The 14,897-nt window shown below is 60.8% G+C and carries 14 protein-coding genes and 1 tRNA gene; 4 read left to right on the plus strand and 11 right to left on the minus strand.

Features of this window, described 5'->3' with window-relative positions:
* Positions 1-262: 262 nt before the first annotated feature.
* The 3 genes from JO015_08730 to JO015_08740 form a co-directional block, all read right to left on the minus strand.
* A complete protein-coding gene (locus JO015_08730) occupies positions 263-1,369 on the minus strand; it encodes a toll/interleukin-1 receptor domain-containing protein (protein MBV9999184.1) in 1,107 nt (368 codons plus the stop codon).
* Positions 1,370-1,564: 195 nt separating this feature from the next.
* On the minus strand, positions 1,565-2,434 hold the full coding sequence (locus JO015_08735) for a GGDEF domain-containing protein (GenBank protein MBV9999185.1): 870 nt from the start codon (positions 2,432-2,434) through the stop codon (positions 1,565-1,567).
* A gap of 276 nt (positions 2,435-2,710) precedes the next feature.
* Entirely contained in the window at positions 2,711-3,805 is a 1,095-nt protein-coding gene (locus tag JO015_08740) for an LLM class flavin-dependent oxidoreductase (protein ID MBV9999186.1), read from the minus strand.
* A 55-nt stretch (positions 3,806-3,860) separates the two neighbouring features.
* Between JO015_08740 and JO015_08745 the strand changes: the two genes are divergently transcribed.
* Positions 3,861-4,295 (plus strand): DUF2846 domain-containing protein, encoded by a 435-nt coding sequence (locus JO015_08745; GenBank protein ID MBV9999187.1) that lies wholly within the window; start codon positions 3,861-3,863, stop codon positions 4,293-4,295.
* A gap of 219 nt (positions 4,296-4,514) precedes the next feature.
* On the opposite strand, the gene selB is transcribed toward JO015_08745, so the two are convergent.
* From selB to JO015_08765, 4 genes are all read right to left on the minus strand, one after another.
* Positions 4,515-6,428: a selenocysteine-specific translation elongation factor gene (gene selB / locus JO015_08750; protein ID MBV9999188.1), complete on the minus strand. Its 1,914-nt coding sequence runs from the start codon at positions 6,426-6,428 to the stop codon at positions 4,515-4,517.
* Positions 6,425-7,864: an L-seryl-tRNA(Sec) selenium transferase gene (locus JO015_08755; GenBank protein ID MBV9999189.1), complete on the minus strand. Its 1,440-nt coding sequence runs from the start codon at positions 7,862-7,864 to the stop codon at positions 6,425-6,427. The genes selB and JO015_08755 overlap by 4 nt, the downstream gene beginning before the upstream one ends.
* Positions 7,865-7,921: 57 nt before the next feature.
* The gene (selD, locus tag JO015_08760) at positions 7,922-9,007 is read right to left on the minus strand and encodes a selenide, water dikinase SelD (GenBank protein MBV9999190.1); all 1,086 of its coding nucleotides are present in this window, start codon (positions 9,005-9,007) and stop codon (positions 7,922-7,924) included.
* Positions 9,008-9,038: 31 nt separating this feature from the next.
* A tRNA-Sec gene (locus JO015_08765) sits at positions 9,039-9,134 on the minus strand.
* 225 nt (positions 9,135-9,359) lie between these two features.
* Between JO015_08765 and JO015_08770 the strand changes: the two genes are divergently transcribed.
* Positions 9,360-9,635, plus strand: coding sequence for a hypothetical protein (locus tag JO015_08770; GenBank protein MBV9999191.1), 276 nt, complete (start codon positions 9,360-9,362; stop codon positions 9,633-9,635).
* A gap of 63 nt (positions 9,636-9,698) precedes the next feature.
* Here JO015_08770 and JO015_08775 read toward each other — a convergent pair whose 3' ends face one another.
* From JO015_08775 to JO015_08785, 3 genes are all read right to left on the minus strand, one after another.
* Positions 9,699-9,848, minus strand: coding sequence for a hypothetical protein (locus JO015_08775; GenBank protein ID MBV9999192.1), 150 nt, complete (start codon positions 9,846-9,848; stop codon positions 9,699-9,701).
* Between the two features lie 79 nt (positions 9,849-9,927).
* Positions 9,928-10,197, minus strand: coding sequence for a hypothetical protein (locus tag JO015_08780; protein MBV9999193.1), 270 nt, complete (start codon positions 10,195-10,197; stop codon positions 9,928-9,930).
* 69 nt (positions 10,198-10,266) lie between these two features.
* Positions 10,267-11,019 carry a prolyl oligopeptidase family serine peptidase gene (locus tag JO015_08785; protein MBV9999194.1) on the minus strand — a complete coding sequence of 251 codons (753 nt, stop codon included), beginning with the start codon at positions 11,017-11,019 and terminating at the stop codon, positions 10,267-10,269.
* A 252-nt stretch (positions 11,020-11,271) separates the two neighbouring features.
* Here JO015_08785 and JO015_08790 point away from each other — a divergent pair, with 252 nt between their 5' ends.
* On the plus strand, positions 11,272-12,159 hold the full coding sequence (locus JO015_08790) for an SDR family oxidoreductase (GenBank protein ID MBV9999195.1): 888 nt from the start codon (positions 11,272-11,274) through the stop codon (positions 12,157-12,159).
* Positions 12,160-12,294: 135 nt separating this feature from the next.
* Positions 12,295-12,873 (plus strand): hypothetical protein, encoded by a 579-nt coding sequence (locus JO015_08795; GenBank protein MBV9999196.1) that lies wholly within the window; start codon positions 12,295-12,297, stop codon positions 12,871-12,873.
* A gap of 37 nt (positions 12,874-12,910) precedes the next feature.
* Here JO015_08795 and JO015_08800 read toward each other — a convergent pair whose 3' ends face one another.
* The gene (locus JO015_08800) at positions 12,911-14,362 is read right to left on the minus strand and encodes a hypothetical protein (GenBank protein ID MBV9999197.1); all 1,452 of its coding nucleotides are present in this window, start codon (positions 14,360-14,362) and stop codon (positions 12,911-12,913) included.
* Positions 14,363-14,897: the final 535 nt, after the last annotated feature.

Raw genomic sequence — 14,897 nt, forward strand, 5'->3', positions numbered from 1 at the left:
CGAACTCCGAACTCCGAACTCCGAACTCCGAACTCCGAACTCCGAACTCCGAACTCCGAACTCCGAACTCCGAACTCCGAACCCTTTCCTCTTCCCGCCGTGTTCGCCGTGTGAACTCTGTCGCTGTGCCCGCCCGACCCGCTGCGGCCGCTGTGTGACCTTGATTTGTACGATCTGCGTGATCTGCGGATATCATTTCTTCTCAGGAGAAAAGGCCCAGGTTGAGGCCCACGGGGCGGTGACCGGCTTCTGACGCCTCCTATCAGCCCCCGATTGAGGGCGCGCGGAAGTCGTCGAGCCATTGCTGGTAGTGTTTCTTATCTGTGAAACGGATAAAATGAATCCGATCGCGGAAATCCGATTCTTCGTTCGAATCTTCTACCCACGAGCGGAGAACCGTTTCAAACCGTCCGAGCTCGTCCGCTTCCAGATTTTGCCAGTGCGAGGGTGGCTGAGCCGGAGTGCCTTGTGCTTTGCGGCGCTGGATCCATTCGTCCATCACCAGGTATGGGGTAGGGAAATCGATGATCCCGTACTGGCCTGCGACTTTCCATACCTGGCATGAGTAAGGACGATCGCCACCTGGCTGGTTAACCGTCCCTTTGGGCAAGCTTTGTAAGGCAGGTTTCAGCGTTTCGAGACGTATGCACTCAAGCTGCGGCGGAAGTACGATGTGCAATCGCAAATCGGATCGTGACTGCAGGTCGTTCCCTAAATAGAAGGGCTCGCCGTCCAGTTCCGTGATTTTGATCGTGTTTGCGTAGCGGTCGCCCTCAGGTGTTTTTGCGGTAATCAGTCGTACCGTTTTGCGAATAAAGTTTACAAAATAGCCAAGCGCGAGACCGGCCGCTGGAGAGGTCTCGTCAAGTTTGGCGGCTTCTCGGCGCTGGTCCTCGCGCTGGAAGAACGTCTCCTCGATCGAGCTAAGCAGCCGCCGGACTTCGGCGTCCCTGAACGGGTCAGGGAGTACCTCCGCGTTGCGAGTCATCATCGGACGCACCTGCCAGTGCATCTGCTTGACGTCCGGTGTCTGCGCTCCGCCGATGCAAACGGGCACGACTAACTTCTTCTGTGCCAGGGCAAGGGCAATCTCGTTGCGGACGTAGTCATTCTGTTCAATCGCGTAATCCTTGATCAGTTCGATCCAGCGCGGGCCGATGACCGCCACCAGTACATCGCACTCTCGAATTTTCCGATTGATCTCGTCGGAGAATTCGGCGCCGGCGGAGATCCCTTCCCTATCGAAAAAGACGTTCTTATTCCTATATCTGACAGCGAAGTATTTCCAGAGCAACTGTGCCTGCTGGGGTGCATCGTCCCGGCGGTAGCTGATAAACACGCGCAACGGCCGTTTCTGCACCTTAGCCATGGTCCACTTTCTCTCTCTCTTGTCCGCAGCACGCTTTGGGATTGGACAAACGCCGCTTCAAAAGCCGGGTACCGGCTCGCAGAGAGTCGGTCGCACCCTCTTCCTCACGCGTTGTATCAACCTCTAACTCTAAAACCAAGAGCAAACCGAGCCGGTTATTCCCCTTGAGCCGGCAACTCCCTCCGGAGCATGCTGTCATCTGGAGAATGCAAACGTACCGCGCCCGCGGTTTTTGGCCGCGTACATCGCTCGTTCTGCGCGGACGAGCAGGGCCTCCGCATCTTCGGCCTTTGTCGCCGCCCCCAGAGCAATGCCGATGCTGACGGTGATGACATACCGGTGCGGCAATACTTCGAGGGGCTCTCGAAAGGCTTCCACGACGGTCCTGGCGACCGCCTCAGGCGTCGGGACGCCTCCATCAACCAGCTGAAGCAGAACCCCAAATTCGTCCCCACCCAAACACCCGGTGAAGGCGTCCAAGGTGGAAGCGCCGACAAGCCGCTGAAGCCTTTGCGCAGCCTCGAAGAGAAATTTGTCCCCGAAGCTGTGGCCGAGCGCTCGGTTGACCTGTGTGAAATCGTCCAGGTCGAGGAACAGTACCGCCAACCCCTGATCTCCTCCGGTTTGACGGCAGGCCTCCTCCAGGTGCCTCTTGAAAAAGACCCGGTTCGGCAACTTCGTCACCACGTCATCGAAATCAGAGAGGTATCGGATCCGTGCCGACAGGCGTTCGATCAGCAAACCCTTTCGCAGAACCGCACCGGCGTGCTCAGCGAACACGCCGAAAAGCATGAGTTCATTCTTGGTTGGACGCAGCTGCGGGTCTACCAGGATAAGGCTGCCTTGGAATTCTCCAGCTTGAGTGAACGGCGCCCAAAGGACTGCACTTGCCGCGTCAAAGCCAAGCGTTCCAAAAACCTCATCGGACTGGGTCACCATGACCGGCCCAAGCTGTTTCAGGATCGGGTCAGACTTCATGCGCGCAAGCATCGCGGAGTAATCGCCCACCGATTGAGTCGCGGCCCGGAACCCTCGCATCGAAACCCCGGGCGGGGCATCGTCCATCCACACTATATGGGCGTCGGTCGCCCCGGACCAAGCCAATGCCTCACCAAGCACCACGTGCAACAAAGGGCCGAGCGCCTGGCTTTCTGTCAGTTGACGGGTAACTCGCAGCAACCGCTGTATCACCTGGAGTTCCATGCACGACGCAATCTATCGATCAAGCTTTCGCAGTTATCCGTCAAAACCAACGCTGCAGCCATGATTTAGCATCCAAAGCGGCCGGCCCAAATAGCTTTCTTAATCACGACACCCGCCCCACAGCCTGGTAAAATGCCGTTATCCGCTCCCGTGCGGGTGATCTGTGTAATCTGTGGATGCGTTCCGCGTTGGCTGCATGTTCTGCGGATCGTTTTTCTCTGGACTCGGTGGACGGAGTTCGAACGCTTCGGCCAGCAGTTCATAGGACCGGAGGCGGTCACGGGGTTCGTACACCATCGTGGTCACCATGACCTCGTCCGCGCCGGTCACCGCCACCCATTCTTCCACCCGTTCCCGAATCGAGGCCGGATCGCCTGCCACGAAGTGACGGCGTGACGCTTTGACGATCTGGCGTTCGGCCGGGGTATAAGGGTAAGCCAGGGCTTCTTCAGGGCTCGCCAATGGGGCCGGTTGGCCGGTTCGGAGTCGTAGCCACGCCAACCCGGTGGTAGCAGCCAACCGTTGCGCCTGGGTATCATTCTCAGCACAGATGGCCGCAATGGCCAGCATCATTACGGGCCGGTCCAGTGACTTGGAAGGCTGGAATCTCTCGCGATAAACCCGGGCGGCATCAAGCAGGGAATCCGGGTTGATGTGGTGGGCAAACGCAAATCTTAGCCCTTTGCCGGCCGCGATTGCCGCACCGTCCTCGGTGGAACCGAGGATCCAGAGCGGCGGCAAGGGCACGTCCTCCGGCAGGGCGTGAACCGGCGCGTAGGGGTGATCTGCGGGCAGATGGTTCTCACCGTAACCGATCAGCTCGTCGATTAGTTCGGGGAAATCGTCAACGGCGAGCCGGCTTCGGGACCGGCGCAAGGCCAGGGCGGTGATTGAATTCGAGCCGGGCGCACGCCCCAGGCCGAGATCAATCCGGCCCGGATGCAACGCTTCGAGCACCCGGAAGACTTCCGCGATGTGCAACGGCGAATGGTTCGGCAACATAATTCCGCCGGACCCCACCCGAATGCGGGACGTGTGGTTTGCCACGTGCCCGATCAGAATCTCCGGCGCGGTGCTGACCACGCTGGGAATGTTGTGATGCTCGGCCAGCCAGTACCGGCGATACCCCAGGCGGTCAGCAGCCTGGGCCAACGCCAGGGAATGCCGGAGCGCGTGAGACTCAGGCACACCGGCCAGGACGGGCGAAAGGTCGAGAACAGACAACGGTATCATGGCGAGGCAACTTACCTCAGCCTCGTCGTACCGCTAAATGCGAATAGGTTGACGTATGCAAAGTCATCGCCTGCTCATCCTGACCGCGATCTTGATCGGTAGTACCGGTTGCGCGCTGAAACCGCCCTCATGGATTGGTAGCCGGAAACCACAGCCACCACCCGAAACCGCGTTGGTTTACTTTTTCAGGCCGCGTTCGCCGGTCGCAGCCGCCGTCAGCGCCGACGTGCAGGATAACGCCATCAACCTGGGCACTTTGAGCGATGGGACCTACTTTGTCTATCACGCCAAGCCAGGCCCCCATTCGTTTATGTTGATCACGGATAGCGTCGCCAACCAACCTTTACGGGTTCGCGCCGGCCTGACGTACTACTTGCGGGCCCGCATCGACCAGGCCGGGCCGCATAACCCTCCCCATTGGGCCACCGTATCCCCTGTTGAGGCCCAGGCCGCAATCCGCCATCTCGAAAGGCTTAATTACGGGGAGTGAAGAGGAGGAGTCCGGTCACACGGCGGGCACGGCGAAAGAGTTCACACGGCGACCACGGCGAGCCACGGCGACCACGGCGGAAAGAAGAGTTACAGGCTTGACATCGGCGGCTCTGTCCCAAGCTCGCACCCGACACCCGGCACCCGCTGTCATCTGTGGCATTCTCTGCCGCTCCGAACTCCGAACTCCGAACCCCGAACTCCGAACCCGACACCCGCCCTACCGCAGCTTGCGCCGGTCGCCCTCCCGCCGGGTCACACCGTCGCGATCGAGCTTTTCGAGCAGCGGAATCAGGATGCGGCGCGTGGTTCCCAAAGCCTGGCGCAATTCGCTGGCGGTAGCGCTGCCGTGGGTCTCCAAGTGGCGCGTGACGGCTTTCTTAAGTCGGGCATAACCGAGCCGCGGCAGGTAGATTTCCTGGCTTAACTCGACCACGTCGCCCTGGTCTCGCAGGTATCTCAGGGCTGCCTGGCTCGCCGGATCCGGCGTCAGGATAGAACGCGACGGCGGCTCCAACGGGTTGTCCAACAGGGTGGCCTGCACCCGGTTACAGGCCGCCTGCAGGTGGGCCGGCAAGGTCCGGTGATGCGTCCGGCGCGAGATCCGTTCTCCCGTCCGGGTATAACCTGCATCGGCCAGCGCAGCCAGCAGGGCCGAAAAGAGTTCGGGCTCGGCAAAGACCGGCGGCAATTCCTTGCGAAGTCCGACCAGGGGCAGCCCGGCGCTTTCGGGGTGGAGTCTGTGCTCGGCATCAATTCGGTTCTGTGCCCGCCGCCGCTGTTCCTGCCGCCAATCGGCATCCAGCGCATAGGTTTCGGTAAGCACTGCCGCCGCCTCAGTCGCGAGTTGCGCGACGGCCGCGCCGGTTTCGGCCGCGGAGAACCGGGCGGCCGCCAGTAAATCGGCTCGCCTCAATACGCGGTCGCGTTTGAGGAGGGCGCGCGCGACGTGAACGGGATTCGCCGGATCTTTGATCACCTCCGCAAGCCATTCACGGTGGTCCCCGCGGCGGAAGCGGCGCCGGTTACCTTGCGGTTCCAGAATCGTGCCGCCGGCAAGCGTGATCTGGTTAGCCGCATCCCGCAAGATAAACCGGTCGCCGAGCCAGGCGTAGACGGGTTTTTCAAACCGCAGCTGTACGCATCCGCTCTCGCCGGGTGCCAGGGTTTGATCGGGAGCGAGAAAAACCACGCGGGCCGGAGCGCTTGCGGTACCATGGCAGACCCATACCAAGGAGCCGCTCTTCAGGGAAATGGCCGGGCTGCGCCCCGGCGATAATCGAGGCGATCGAACAACCATTGCATCCAGCGTCGCACTGGCGTGCCCCAGGCCCGGCAAGGTAATGGTATCGCCGCGGTGAATGCCTTCCGGCGGAAGATCCGTCAAGGCAAGGGCCGTACGGGTACCCGGCGGGCTGAAATCCACGTCGCGCCCGTGATTCTGAAGTGACCGTACCCGAACCGGCCATCCCGACGGCTGGATGACGAGCGCCTGACCCCGCCGGAGTACTCCACCGGTTAAGGTACCGGTAACTACGGTACCGATACCTTTTCGGGAAAAACTGCGGTCAACGGACAACCTCGGTTTTCCGATGTCCAGAACCGGCGCCAAAGTTCGCATGACGGCGATCAAAGCCGCCCGGAGCGCGTCGAACCCCCGCCCGTTAACGATGGATACCGGCACGATCGGCGCGCCGGCAAAAGCGGTGCCGGCCAGGCGCTGCCGGATTTCCGCCGTTGTGCCGGAAAGGTCAGGCTGCAGGTCGGCTTTCGTCAGAGCCACCACCGCGTGGGTTACGCGCAGGTATTCCAAAATCTGCAGGTGCTCCTCGCTCTGCGGCATCCAACCGTCGTCGGCGGCAACCGCAAGCAACGCCAGATCAACCGAGCCCACGCCGGCCACCATGTTCCTGACGAAGTCTTCATGCCCGGGAACGTCAATCACGCCGATGCGGTAAATCGTGCCCGGTTCGTCCGGGGAACAGAGGTCGAGGCGGCCGAAACCCAGATCAATCGTCAAGCCCCGTTCCCGCTCTTCGGGCAGACGGTCCGGGTGCACCCCCGTCAGAGCTTCCACGAGGGCGCTTTTGCCATGATCCACATGGCCGGCCGTGGCCAGAATAAACGGTTTCATGGTTTCTCCACAGGGCAGCCTAAGTTTCCGGCGTTGCCGGAAAATTCCGCTGCTACAGCCTGCAGCGCACGGATCAAGTCACGATCCTGGTGTGGAAACACGGTCCGAAGGTCAATTTTGTAACGGTCTTCGGCAATGTATCCGATGACCGGCGGCTCAGCGGCACGCAACCGGGCGGCAAGCTCGGCCAGAGAGCAGCCTTGCGGGATGAGTTCCAGCATTACGGAGGCGATTTCCGCCCGCGGCAGGGTCCCCCCGCCAACCTCTGTTTTCCCGTGGTTGATGGAAATCCGGATTGGAAGCGCTTGCAATGTTTCCTTCAGTTTTTCCGCCCGGGCGCGAAGCTCTGCCTCGCCGGCCCGCAAAAGGCGCAACACCGGCACTTCGGCAAGCGCGCCGTCCAGGTAAAGGTCCACGGTCGTCTGCAGGGCGGTCAGGATGAGCTTGTCGCATCGTAACGCACGGAAAAACGGTTCTTTCTTCAACGCCCTGATCTGGTCGAGCCGGCCCGCGATGATCCCGGCCTGCGGACCGCCGAACAGTTTATCGCCGCTGAAACAGACGAGATCGATGCCATCGTGCAGCGCTTCGGCCGGTGTACGTTCGTGACCGATGGCTGAACCCGGGTTTGTCTCGGATAGCCGTTCGGTCGCCAGCAGCGCACCGCTGCCCAGATCTTCAACAAAAGGCACCCCGGACCGTCTCGCCAGATCGGCCACGGCCCGAGCCGGCGGCGCTGACGTAAAGCCGCCTACGTAGAAATTGCTTTGATGAACCTTCAGGATCAGAGCCGTACCGTTCCCCAATGCCTGCTCGTAATCCGCAAGGGCGGTGTGATTCGTCGTACCGACCTCTCTAAGTTCAGCTCCGCTTGCTTCAAGGATTTCAGGGATGCGAAAGCCGCCGCCGATCTGGACAAGTTCGCCGCGCGAAATCACGATTTCCCGTCGATCCGCTGCTCGGGTAATGAAGTGGCGCAGCATGAGGACGAGGGCGGCCGCGCAATTGTTCACCACGGTGGCCGCCTGCGCCGAGCAAAGCACTGCCAGGTTGTGCTCAAGGTATTGGCCGCGCGAGCCGCGCTCTCCCTTGATCAAGTCGTACTCAAGGTTGTTGTAATTCAGTGCGACGGCGCGAACCGCGTCGGCCACCGCCGGGCCGAGGGGCGCTCGCCCAAGGTTGGTGTGTACCACGATGCCGGTCCCGTTGATGACGGGTTGGATACGGCTGCGGCGCAAGGTTTCCAGCTTGGCGCGGAGACCGGAGAGCAGCTCGTCCATGGCCGGCACCTCCGTTCCGGGCGTTTCCCGGAGGCCGGCGAGCTCCCGCCGGACCACCGCGACCGCCACCGGCCGCGGAAGGGGAGCGATATCGGCGCCGAGCGCTCGCAGCACCCGGTCGACGGACGGAATCTTGCGAAGCTCGGGCGAGTTCAAGGTATCGGATTGTCACTGACAATCGACCGAGGTTCAACGGCTGACGTGACGGCCCTGTTACTTCACCAGAATGCGCGGTTTTGCCGAGTTCACGATGCGGCCCACTTCGGCCGCGCAGATCGTTCTCGCGCGTTTAAGCAACGCTATGACCGCATCACGGCGGTTCGGCGGCACGCACAACAATAGCCCGCCGCTGGTCTGGGCGTCGGCCAGCAGCGTTTGCCGGCCCGGGTCGGCCGCTTGCCACTCAGTCCATTCGTTGGCCGTTTCGAGATTTTGCCGGCTGCCGCCCGGCACGCAGCCTTGGTCGATCAGATCAAAAATTTCCGGGCTCAGCGCCGGCACCGCCCCGGCCTCGATCTCAGCCCCTACCCCACTCGCGCGGCACATCGAACCGAGGTGGCCAAGCAGACCGTACCCGGTAACATCCGTGGCGGCCCGCACCAAGCCCCCTTCAGCCAGGTCGGCCCCGACCGCGTTCAGGCGCGTCATCGCCCCGACCGCCTTTTTCTCGAGCGCCGGCGAGCACAGGTTGCGTTTCAACGCCGTCGTGGCGATCCCGGTTCCGAGCGGTTTGGTGAGCACCAGAAAATCGCCCGGTTGCGCCCCGGCATTGGTCATCACCTGTTTCGGGTTGATCACGCCGGTCACCGATAAGCCGTAGATCGGCTCTGCATTCCGGATGGTGTGGCCTCCCAGCAGAGCGCACCCGGCAGACCGCGCGACGGCGGCGCCACCGCGCAGAATTTTGACGATCACGTCGTTCGGAACCACCTCGACCGGCACCCCCAGCAAAGCGAGTGCGGTGAGCGGCCGGCCGCCCATGGCGTAAACGTCGCTGAGCGCGTTGGTCGCGGCGATTCGCCCGTACGCGAACGGGTCATCCACAATGGGCGTGAAAAAATCGACCGTCTGCACCAGCGCCGTTGCCGGGGCAAAAGGGAGGCGGTACACGCCGGCATCATCTGCGGTAAGGCTGCCGACGAGCAGGTTCGGATCGCGCGGAGCGCGGGGTAACCGGCGCAAAACTTGGGCCAGGGCCTTTTGGCTCAATTTGGAAGCTCAACCGGCGCAGGACGCCAGCGACGTGAGCTTAAAGATCTCTTCGCGCGACACGTGAATCACCTCCCTTCTCCGGTCCATCCAGGTGCGGACCGGCAGCCCGGTTCGCCGGCGGAGAGGGCAGGAATCGAACCTACCTCACCCGCCTCAAGGCGGGCCGACAACGGTTTTGAAGACCGCGGGGGCCACCAGGCACCCTTCACTCTCCCCCTGAAACGATCCACAGATTACGCAGATTAACACAGATTAAAGGGGATGGAACTTCGAACGAGCGTACACGGCCATCGGCAAACCCTGCACTTCAAACCCCACCGGCCCCTCTGAATTTGCGGCATGTTTTGCTTGTGGCATTCGTGGCGTTCAGAAGGCGACCGGTGATGGATCGTATTACGAAGTAACTGGCGGAGGACCCGCGCGGGCGGGTTCCACCTTTATGGGGTTATTCAGCTTTCCAGTTAACGGGCCTCTACTCCGGCAGATCTGTCACCTGGCCGATGGCAACGGCCCGATCAAAGCCGACAGCGTCAACGACCTCTCAGCGATTTCCGCTGAGCCGAACGTCACGATCATGGAAACCAAGGCGCTTACCTGCGCCATCATGCCCGGGCGGGTACCGCGCAGGCCGCAGTACCTGGAATTCATGAAGCGGATCGCGCCGCCCGGCGGCAAGTTTACCCCGGGCTACGGTCAATACGGAAAAACGGAATGATCGGCGAAGGACTGCTTTTAACCGACCCAAAGCGGCACGCGTACGCCAAACAGCACCGGAACGTCACCAGTTGCTGTCGCGCTTAGTCTGCCGGGCTGCTTCGTTGATGTCGGCGGTTTCGCCTTCCTTGCGTTTCTCTTCGCCTTCCCGTTTCACCTCTTCCGGTGGTTTGCCGGAAGACGAACCCTGCGTTGTGCCTTGATCTTCATCCATAGCGTGAAGGATCGCGCGGCTGAGGCAAGCCGGACGCGTGCGGTATGGGTTCGTACCCTTGTGACCGCGTCCACAGCGGTCACGCCGCCGTGTGCGCAAGCCAGCGCCCTTCCTCGGTAAACTTTGTATAGGGCATGCTTGCCAGCATGATAACTGATTCTGTCCCAACCCGGGCAGCTCCCTGCGCGGGCAGGGCAGCCTTTCTCAGCATACAGACTACCGCCGTCACCACCAGCGCGATCAGGATAAGGGCAATCAGGACGGCCGCCACCGGGTTGGCCTTGCCGTGCGTGCGCCGCCTTCTCCTCCGACGGGCCTGGTCCTGCGGACGGTATTGATCATCCTGCATACGCCTGGGCGCAACTTACCTGGGCCGGACAAAAGCAAAACCACAAAGTTCAACGCTAACCCCCAGGTCTCACCCTTTTTCCTGAGCAAACATCCAATCCAACAAGTCCGGTTCCTGGTAAGCCGGAGTCCAGGAGTCGTGGCCGACACCGGGGTACTCAGTGTACCTGGGGTTGCCGCCGGCGGTCCGCAGACCTTCGATCATGCGCCGTGTGTAGTCGACCGGGACGACGTTATCGTTCGAGCCGTGAAAGGCCCAGACAGGGATATCCTTGATCCGCCGTGCCCGCCCGGGGTCACCGCCGCCGCAGACGGGCACCGATGCGGCGAACAGGTCAGGTCTCAGCGCCATCAATGCCCAGGTTGCAAATCCACCCATTGAAATGCCGGTGACGTAGACCCGGCGCGAATCGACCGGGTATTGCCCCATGGTCGCTGTCACTAACTCCACGAGCATCGCCAGCAGGCCGCCGACCCCGTCCTCGTTAACGTCGTTTCCGGCTTTCGGGTGTCTCCCGAGCCAGGACCCGGCACTTCGGCCTTCGCCGGCCGGACATTGCGGAGCCAGGATGAACGACGGGTGCGCTGTGCGCGACTCCGGGAGCGCGAACCGGCGGACACCGTGACGGAGTTGCGACCGATTATTGTCTCCACGTTCACCTGCCCCGTGCAAAAAGAGCACCAGGGGAAAGCGCTGGCCGGCGGCTGACTGATCCGGACTTAGAAACCGATACGGCAGGTCTACACCGGGACCGGCCCGCCAGACGCGCTCTTCGAACAGGTTAACCCATTGTCCTCTGGGTCCCATCAACGTCTCGATCATAAAAATAAAGCGCCCCCTTTATTGCAGTGCGTCGCATTGCAGCGCCCAGCTTGTACCCGCGCCATTTCTCGGATGTATCACGCAAATGTTCAGCCACCGCCTTTTGGAAGCCGTACACCGAAACCCGCCGGCCGCACGCACACGCGGATATACCTGAGTATTACGACAGCGCCTACCCTGATAAGCATCGGCGTTAGCTCGATCGAAACAGCAATTACCATTAACTCAAATCAACCCAGAGTAGTTTAGCTTATGAGCCAGTCCACGTCGGTCCAAGACCCCAAAGAGCAATACCCACAATCACCTTCGCCCAACCAACAGCAACCTATCCCTGGCTCCGAGAAGGAACTGGGCCCGAAAGCCGATCATGGTGAGCAGTCCTACAAAGGTTCAGGCAAACTGCAGGGACGTAAGGCCATCATCACCGGTGCTGACAGCGGGATCGGGAAAGCCGTTGCCATTGCGTTCGCTCGTGAAGGAGCAGACGTGTTAATCGCTTACCTCGAAGAAGACGAGGATGCGCGCGACACCGCCAAGTGGGTAAAGGAAGCGGGTCGCAAAGCCGTGCTGGTGAGCGGTGATATCCAGGAAGAAGCCCATTGCCAGCAGATCATCCAAAAAGCGGTGCAGGAATTCGGCCAGATTGATATCCTGGTAAATAACGCCGCGTTTCAGATGACCCATGAATCGATCACGGAGATCCCGAGCGAAGAGTGGGATCGCACGTTCAAGACCAACATTTACTCCATGTTTTACCTGACGAAGGCCGCAGTGGAGCACATGCCGCCCGGCAGCGCGATCATAAACACCTCTTCTATAAACGCATTCCAGCCCAAGCCGACGTTGCTGGCGTATGCGGCCACCAAAGGGGCGATCGTAAACTTCACGGCGGGTCTGGCCCAGGGCCTGGCGGAAAAGGGAATCCGCGCCAACTCGGTCTGTCCGGGTCCGGTGTGGACGCCTTTGATCCCGTCGACGATGCCGCCTGAACACGTCAAGGAATTCGGGAAATCGGTTCCGCTGGAGCGGCCGGCCCAACCGGCCGAACTGGCCGCATTGTACGTGTTGCTTGCTTCACAGGAAGCAAGTTACATCTCGGGTGCAGCTGTTCCGGTTACCGGCGGCAAACCGGTGATTTAACAAAAAACCAGCCACGGCATCTTTTCTGGGGGCGGCCTTTTCCGGCCGCCCCTTTTCTATGTCATTCCTGCCCTGTGAAAACACACGATCTGCAGACGCGCTCATCCGTGTCGGCCCCGGCAGCGTAATACAGGCATGGCTAACGATTCCGATTCTGTTCCTGAAGCGTTGCGGATGTACACCAATGACATGTCCGCCTTGAACAAACACATTGTTGAAGCGCTTGAACGCCAGCACGAGGATGATCGCTTTCAGACCGACCAACGGGTTGGTTCCTTCGTCCGGGATTCACTTGACGCCTTCCGGCGAAACGTTAATGGACTCCAGCTACATATTGACCGTTTCGGCGCCGGCACGGGCAAGGTTGTAAAGGAAGCAGTGGCAGGCGCGCTCGGCGTAGCCGCCGGTGTTTATGACAAAGTGCGCAAGGACCCGGTGTCGCGCGGTTTGCGGGACGATTATATCGCATTTAACCATGCAGTCATCTCCTACACGATGCTCCACACCACGGCACTTGCGTATGGGGACGAACCCCTGGCGGAGACGGCTCAAAACCATTTGAAGTCGCTCACGCCGTTAATCATGCGGGTCTATGAAATCATCCCGCACGTCGTGATGACGGAGTTGCAGGATGAGCCGCAGGCGCCGGTTCGCCGCGAAGCGGCCGATCTTGCGTTGCAGCAGGGCCGGGAGGCCTGGCAGCAAGGGACTTAACGGATCAAAGGTTGCGGTCCGCCTGCGCGCGTTTATCTCAGCGGGTTATGGTCTTCGGTGAATCCGGTTGAACCAGATTCACCTGAGCCGTTTTCGGTGACGCATCGGGCTGGAAGTAGCTGTCCAGGTCCAGGTCAAGCAGGAGTTTGCCGCTGTCGTGCTTTTGTTTCAGGACCTTGGCCGCATTTGCCAGGTAGCCTCCGAAACGCGCCAGTTGAGCGTTGGTGAACGTGCAATCCTCATGGAAAAAGGCGCGAACCGCCGGGTCGGTTTTCCATTTGTCCGCAAAGTCCAGCAACCGCTGGTATGTCTCAGGGTGCAGGTGGCTGATCGCCGCCAGGTATCCCTTCTGTTCAAACACATTCTGGTTAAGGAGCCCGGCGTTCGTATCGACCAGCGTAAGTCTACGCACGGCAAGCTTCGGCGCGCCGGCGGGTAAATCGTCGGCATTGCGCGAATTCCTGATCCTGCCTTGATCCACGTAATAGAACGTCTGGAAATCAGCGATGTTGCCGCCGGTAAGCCGGTCGGATTGGGCGAGCAGGTAATCGAGCAGGATCATCTCGCCCATGTCGCGCATCGCCACAAGCCGTTGCAAGACCGGCTGGGCGAACTGAGTCGAGCCTATCACCTTAGCTGCCGGCCTCGGATCCGCCATGTCGCGGAAGGCAACGGTTGAGCGCAGGTCATTCCCCGCCCTGTCCCAATCCGCATAGTGTTCTTCGCCGCGGGTGTTCCGCAGCAGCGCCCCGTAGATCTGGGTAAAATCGCTGGTAAACAGCGTGCGGGCCACTGACGACCGCTGCGGGTTGGCATAGTAGCGGTTAAACAAGGCCCAGCTTTTCGCAACGGCGCCGTGCAGGTTTGATTCGGCTGCCAGGCGCACGAGTTTCTTGTGCTGCTCAATGTCCATCGTCCGCAGGATTGCCGGCTGAATGTCGCAAATGCCGCCCAGGAGCCGCGACACATGGTAATACCCGAGAATCGCGGCGGTGCAGGTCGTCGTGTAGACGTTGTCGGTCTGCTTGAACTTGGCAAGATCTTTGCTCGTTTTCCGAACCTGGGTGCAATAAGCGACGGTTTCAGGGTCCGGCTTGACGCTGCCTTTGGGGATATTGAACAGTTCGACGGCCGCGCTTGTGCTCTTGTTCTTGGGCAGCAGAGCCACGGCGCCGTCGTCCGGCGTGTTGCCGATTTTGTAAAAATCGTAGCGTGCCAGCTCTTTCTCGTGCGCTGAATCCTGGTCGCGGTATTTCGCAAACCCAAGGTGCCTGGGCAAAACCGCGATCTCCTCGGGCCGGTTGCCGCCGGGAACGTTGAACCGCACCGTCTCGGCCCCTCGCGGCGCCGCGCGGTTCAACGAACCCTCATAAGGGTCAGGCGGCTCGGCCAAGGTGGATACGCACAGGCCTGCATAAAAAAGTGCCGCCGCGTACGCCAGGCAGGCGCGCTGTGCGGCAGGTGACGTCAGAAACCTTGACGCAAGCATAAGCAAGTAAGGGTAGGACAAACCGGCGCCAGAATTACAGCGTACGAATTGCCGGCCGGGAATTACCCGAACGGGTGAATACAACAAACCGGTCCGCAGAACACGCAGAGAACGCAGAAAAGAGGAAACATCCACAGATTACACAGATTGACACAGATTAAGGTCACACGGCGGCCGCAGCGGGGGTGGCGGGCACGACGTAAGAGTTCACACGGCGAACACGGCGAGCCACGGCGACCACGGCGGGAAGAAGAGTTACAGAGTTGACGTCGGCGACTCTTCCCCAAGCTCGTGGCCGACACCCGTTAGTCGTTACTCGTTAGGCGCCACTTCTTCATTTATGGCATTTTTCCGCTTGTGGCATTTGTGGCATTCTCTGCCGCTCCGAACCCCGAACCCCGCACTCCGAACTTTCCTTATTCGTCCCGGCTCGCCGGCTCTGCCCGGAGCGCTTCGGACACCTTCTCGATCTTGATCAGGTTGGTTCTTCCCGGGGCGTTGTAAGGCGTTCCGGCGGCGATCGCCAGAACATCAT

This window comes from Verrucomicrobiota bacterium (assembly GCA_019247695.1).
Lineage (GTDB): Bacteria > Verrucomicrobiota > Verrucomicrobiia > Chthoniobacterales > JAFAMB01 > JAFBAP01.

Excerpts from the sequence above, each read along its gene's own strand:
- JO015_08730 (MBV9999184.1), bottom strand. The coding sequence starts at position 1,369 with ATGGCTAAGGTGCAGAAACGGCCGTTGCGCGTGTTTATCAGCTACCGC.
- JO015_08735 (MBV9999185.1), bottom strand. The coding sequence starts at position 2,434 with ATGGACGATGCCCCGCCCGGGGTTTCGATGCGAGGGTTCCGGGCCGCG.
- JO015_08740 (MBV9999186.1), bottom strand. The coding sequence starts at position 3,805 with ATGATACCGTTGTCTGTTCTCGACCTTTCGCCCGTCCTGGCCGGTGTG.
- JO015_08745 (MBV9999187.1), top strand. The coding sequence starts at position 3,861 with ATGCAAAGTCATCGCCTGCTCATCCTGACCGCGATCTTGATCGGTAGT.
- selB (MBV9999188.1), bottom strand. The coding sequence starts at position 6,428 with ATGAAACCGTTTATTCTGGCCACGGCCGGCCATGTGGATCATGGCAAA.
- JO015_08770 (MBV9999191.1), top strand. The coding sequence starts at position 9,360 with ATGGGGTTATTCAGCTTTCCAGTTAACGGGCCTCTACTCCGGCAGATC.
- JO015_08775 (MBV9999192.1), bottom strand. The coding sequence starts at position 9,848 with ATGGATGAAGATCAAGGCACAACGCAGGGTTCGTCTTCCGGCAAACCA.
- JO015_08780 (MBV9999193.1), bottom strand. The coding sequence starts at position 10,197 with ATGCAGGATGATCAATACCGTCCGCAGGACCAGGCCCGTCGGAGGAGA.
- JO015_08785 (MBV9999194.1), bottom strand. The coding sequence starts at position 11,019 with ATGATCGAGACGTTGATGGGACCCAGAGGACAATGGGTTAACCTGTTC.
- JO015_08790 (MBV9999195.1), top strand. The coding sequence starts at position 11,272 with ATGAGCCAGTCCACGTCGGTCCAAGACCCCAAAGAGCAATACCCACAA.
- JO015_08795 (MBV9999196.1), top strand. The coding sequence starts at position 12,295 with ATGGCTAACGATTCCGATTCTGTTCCTGAAGCGTTGCGGATGTACACC.
- JO015_08800 (MBV9999197.1), bottom strand. The coding sequence starts at position 14,362 with ATGCTTGCGTCAAGGTTTCTGACGTCACCTGCCGCACAGCGCGCCTGC.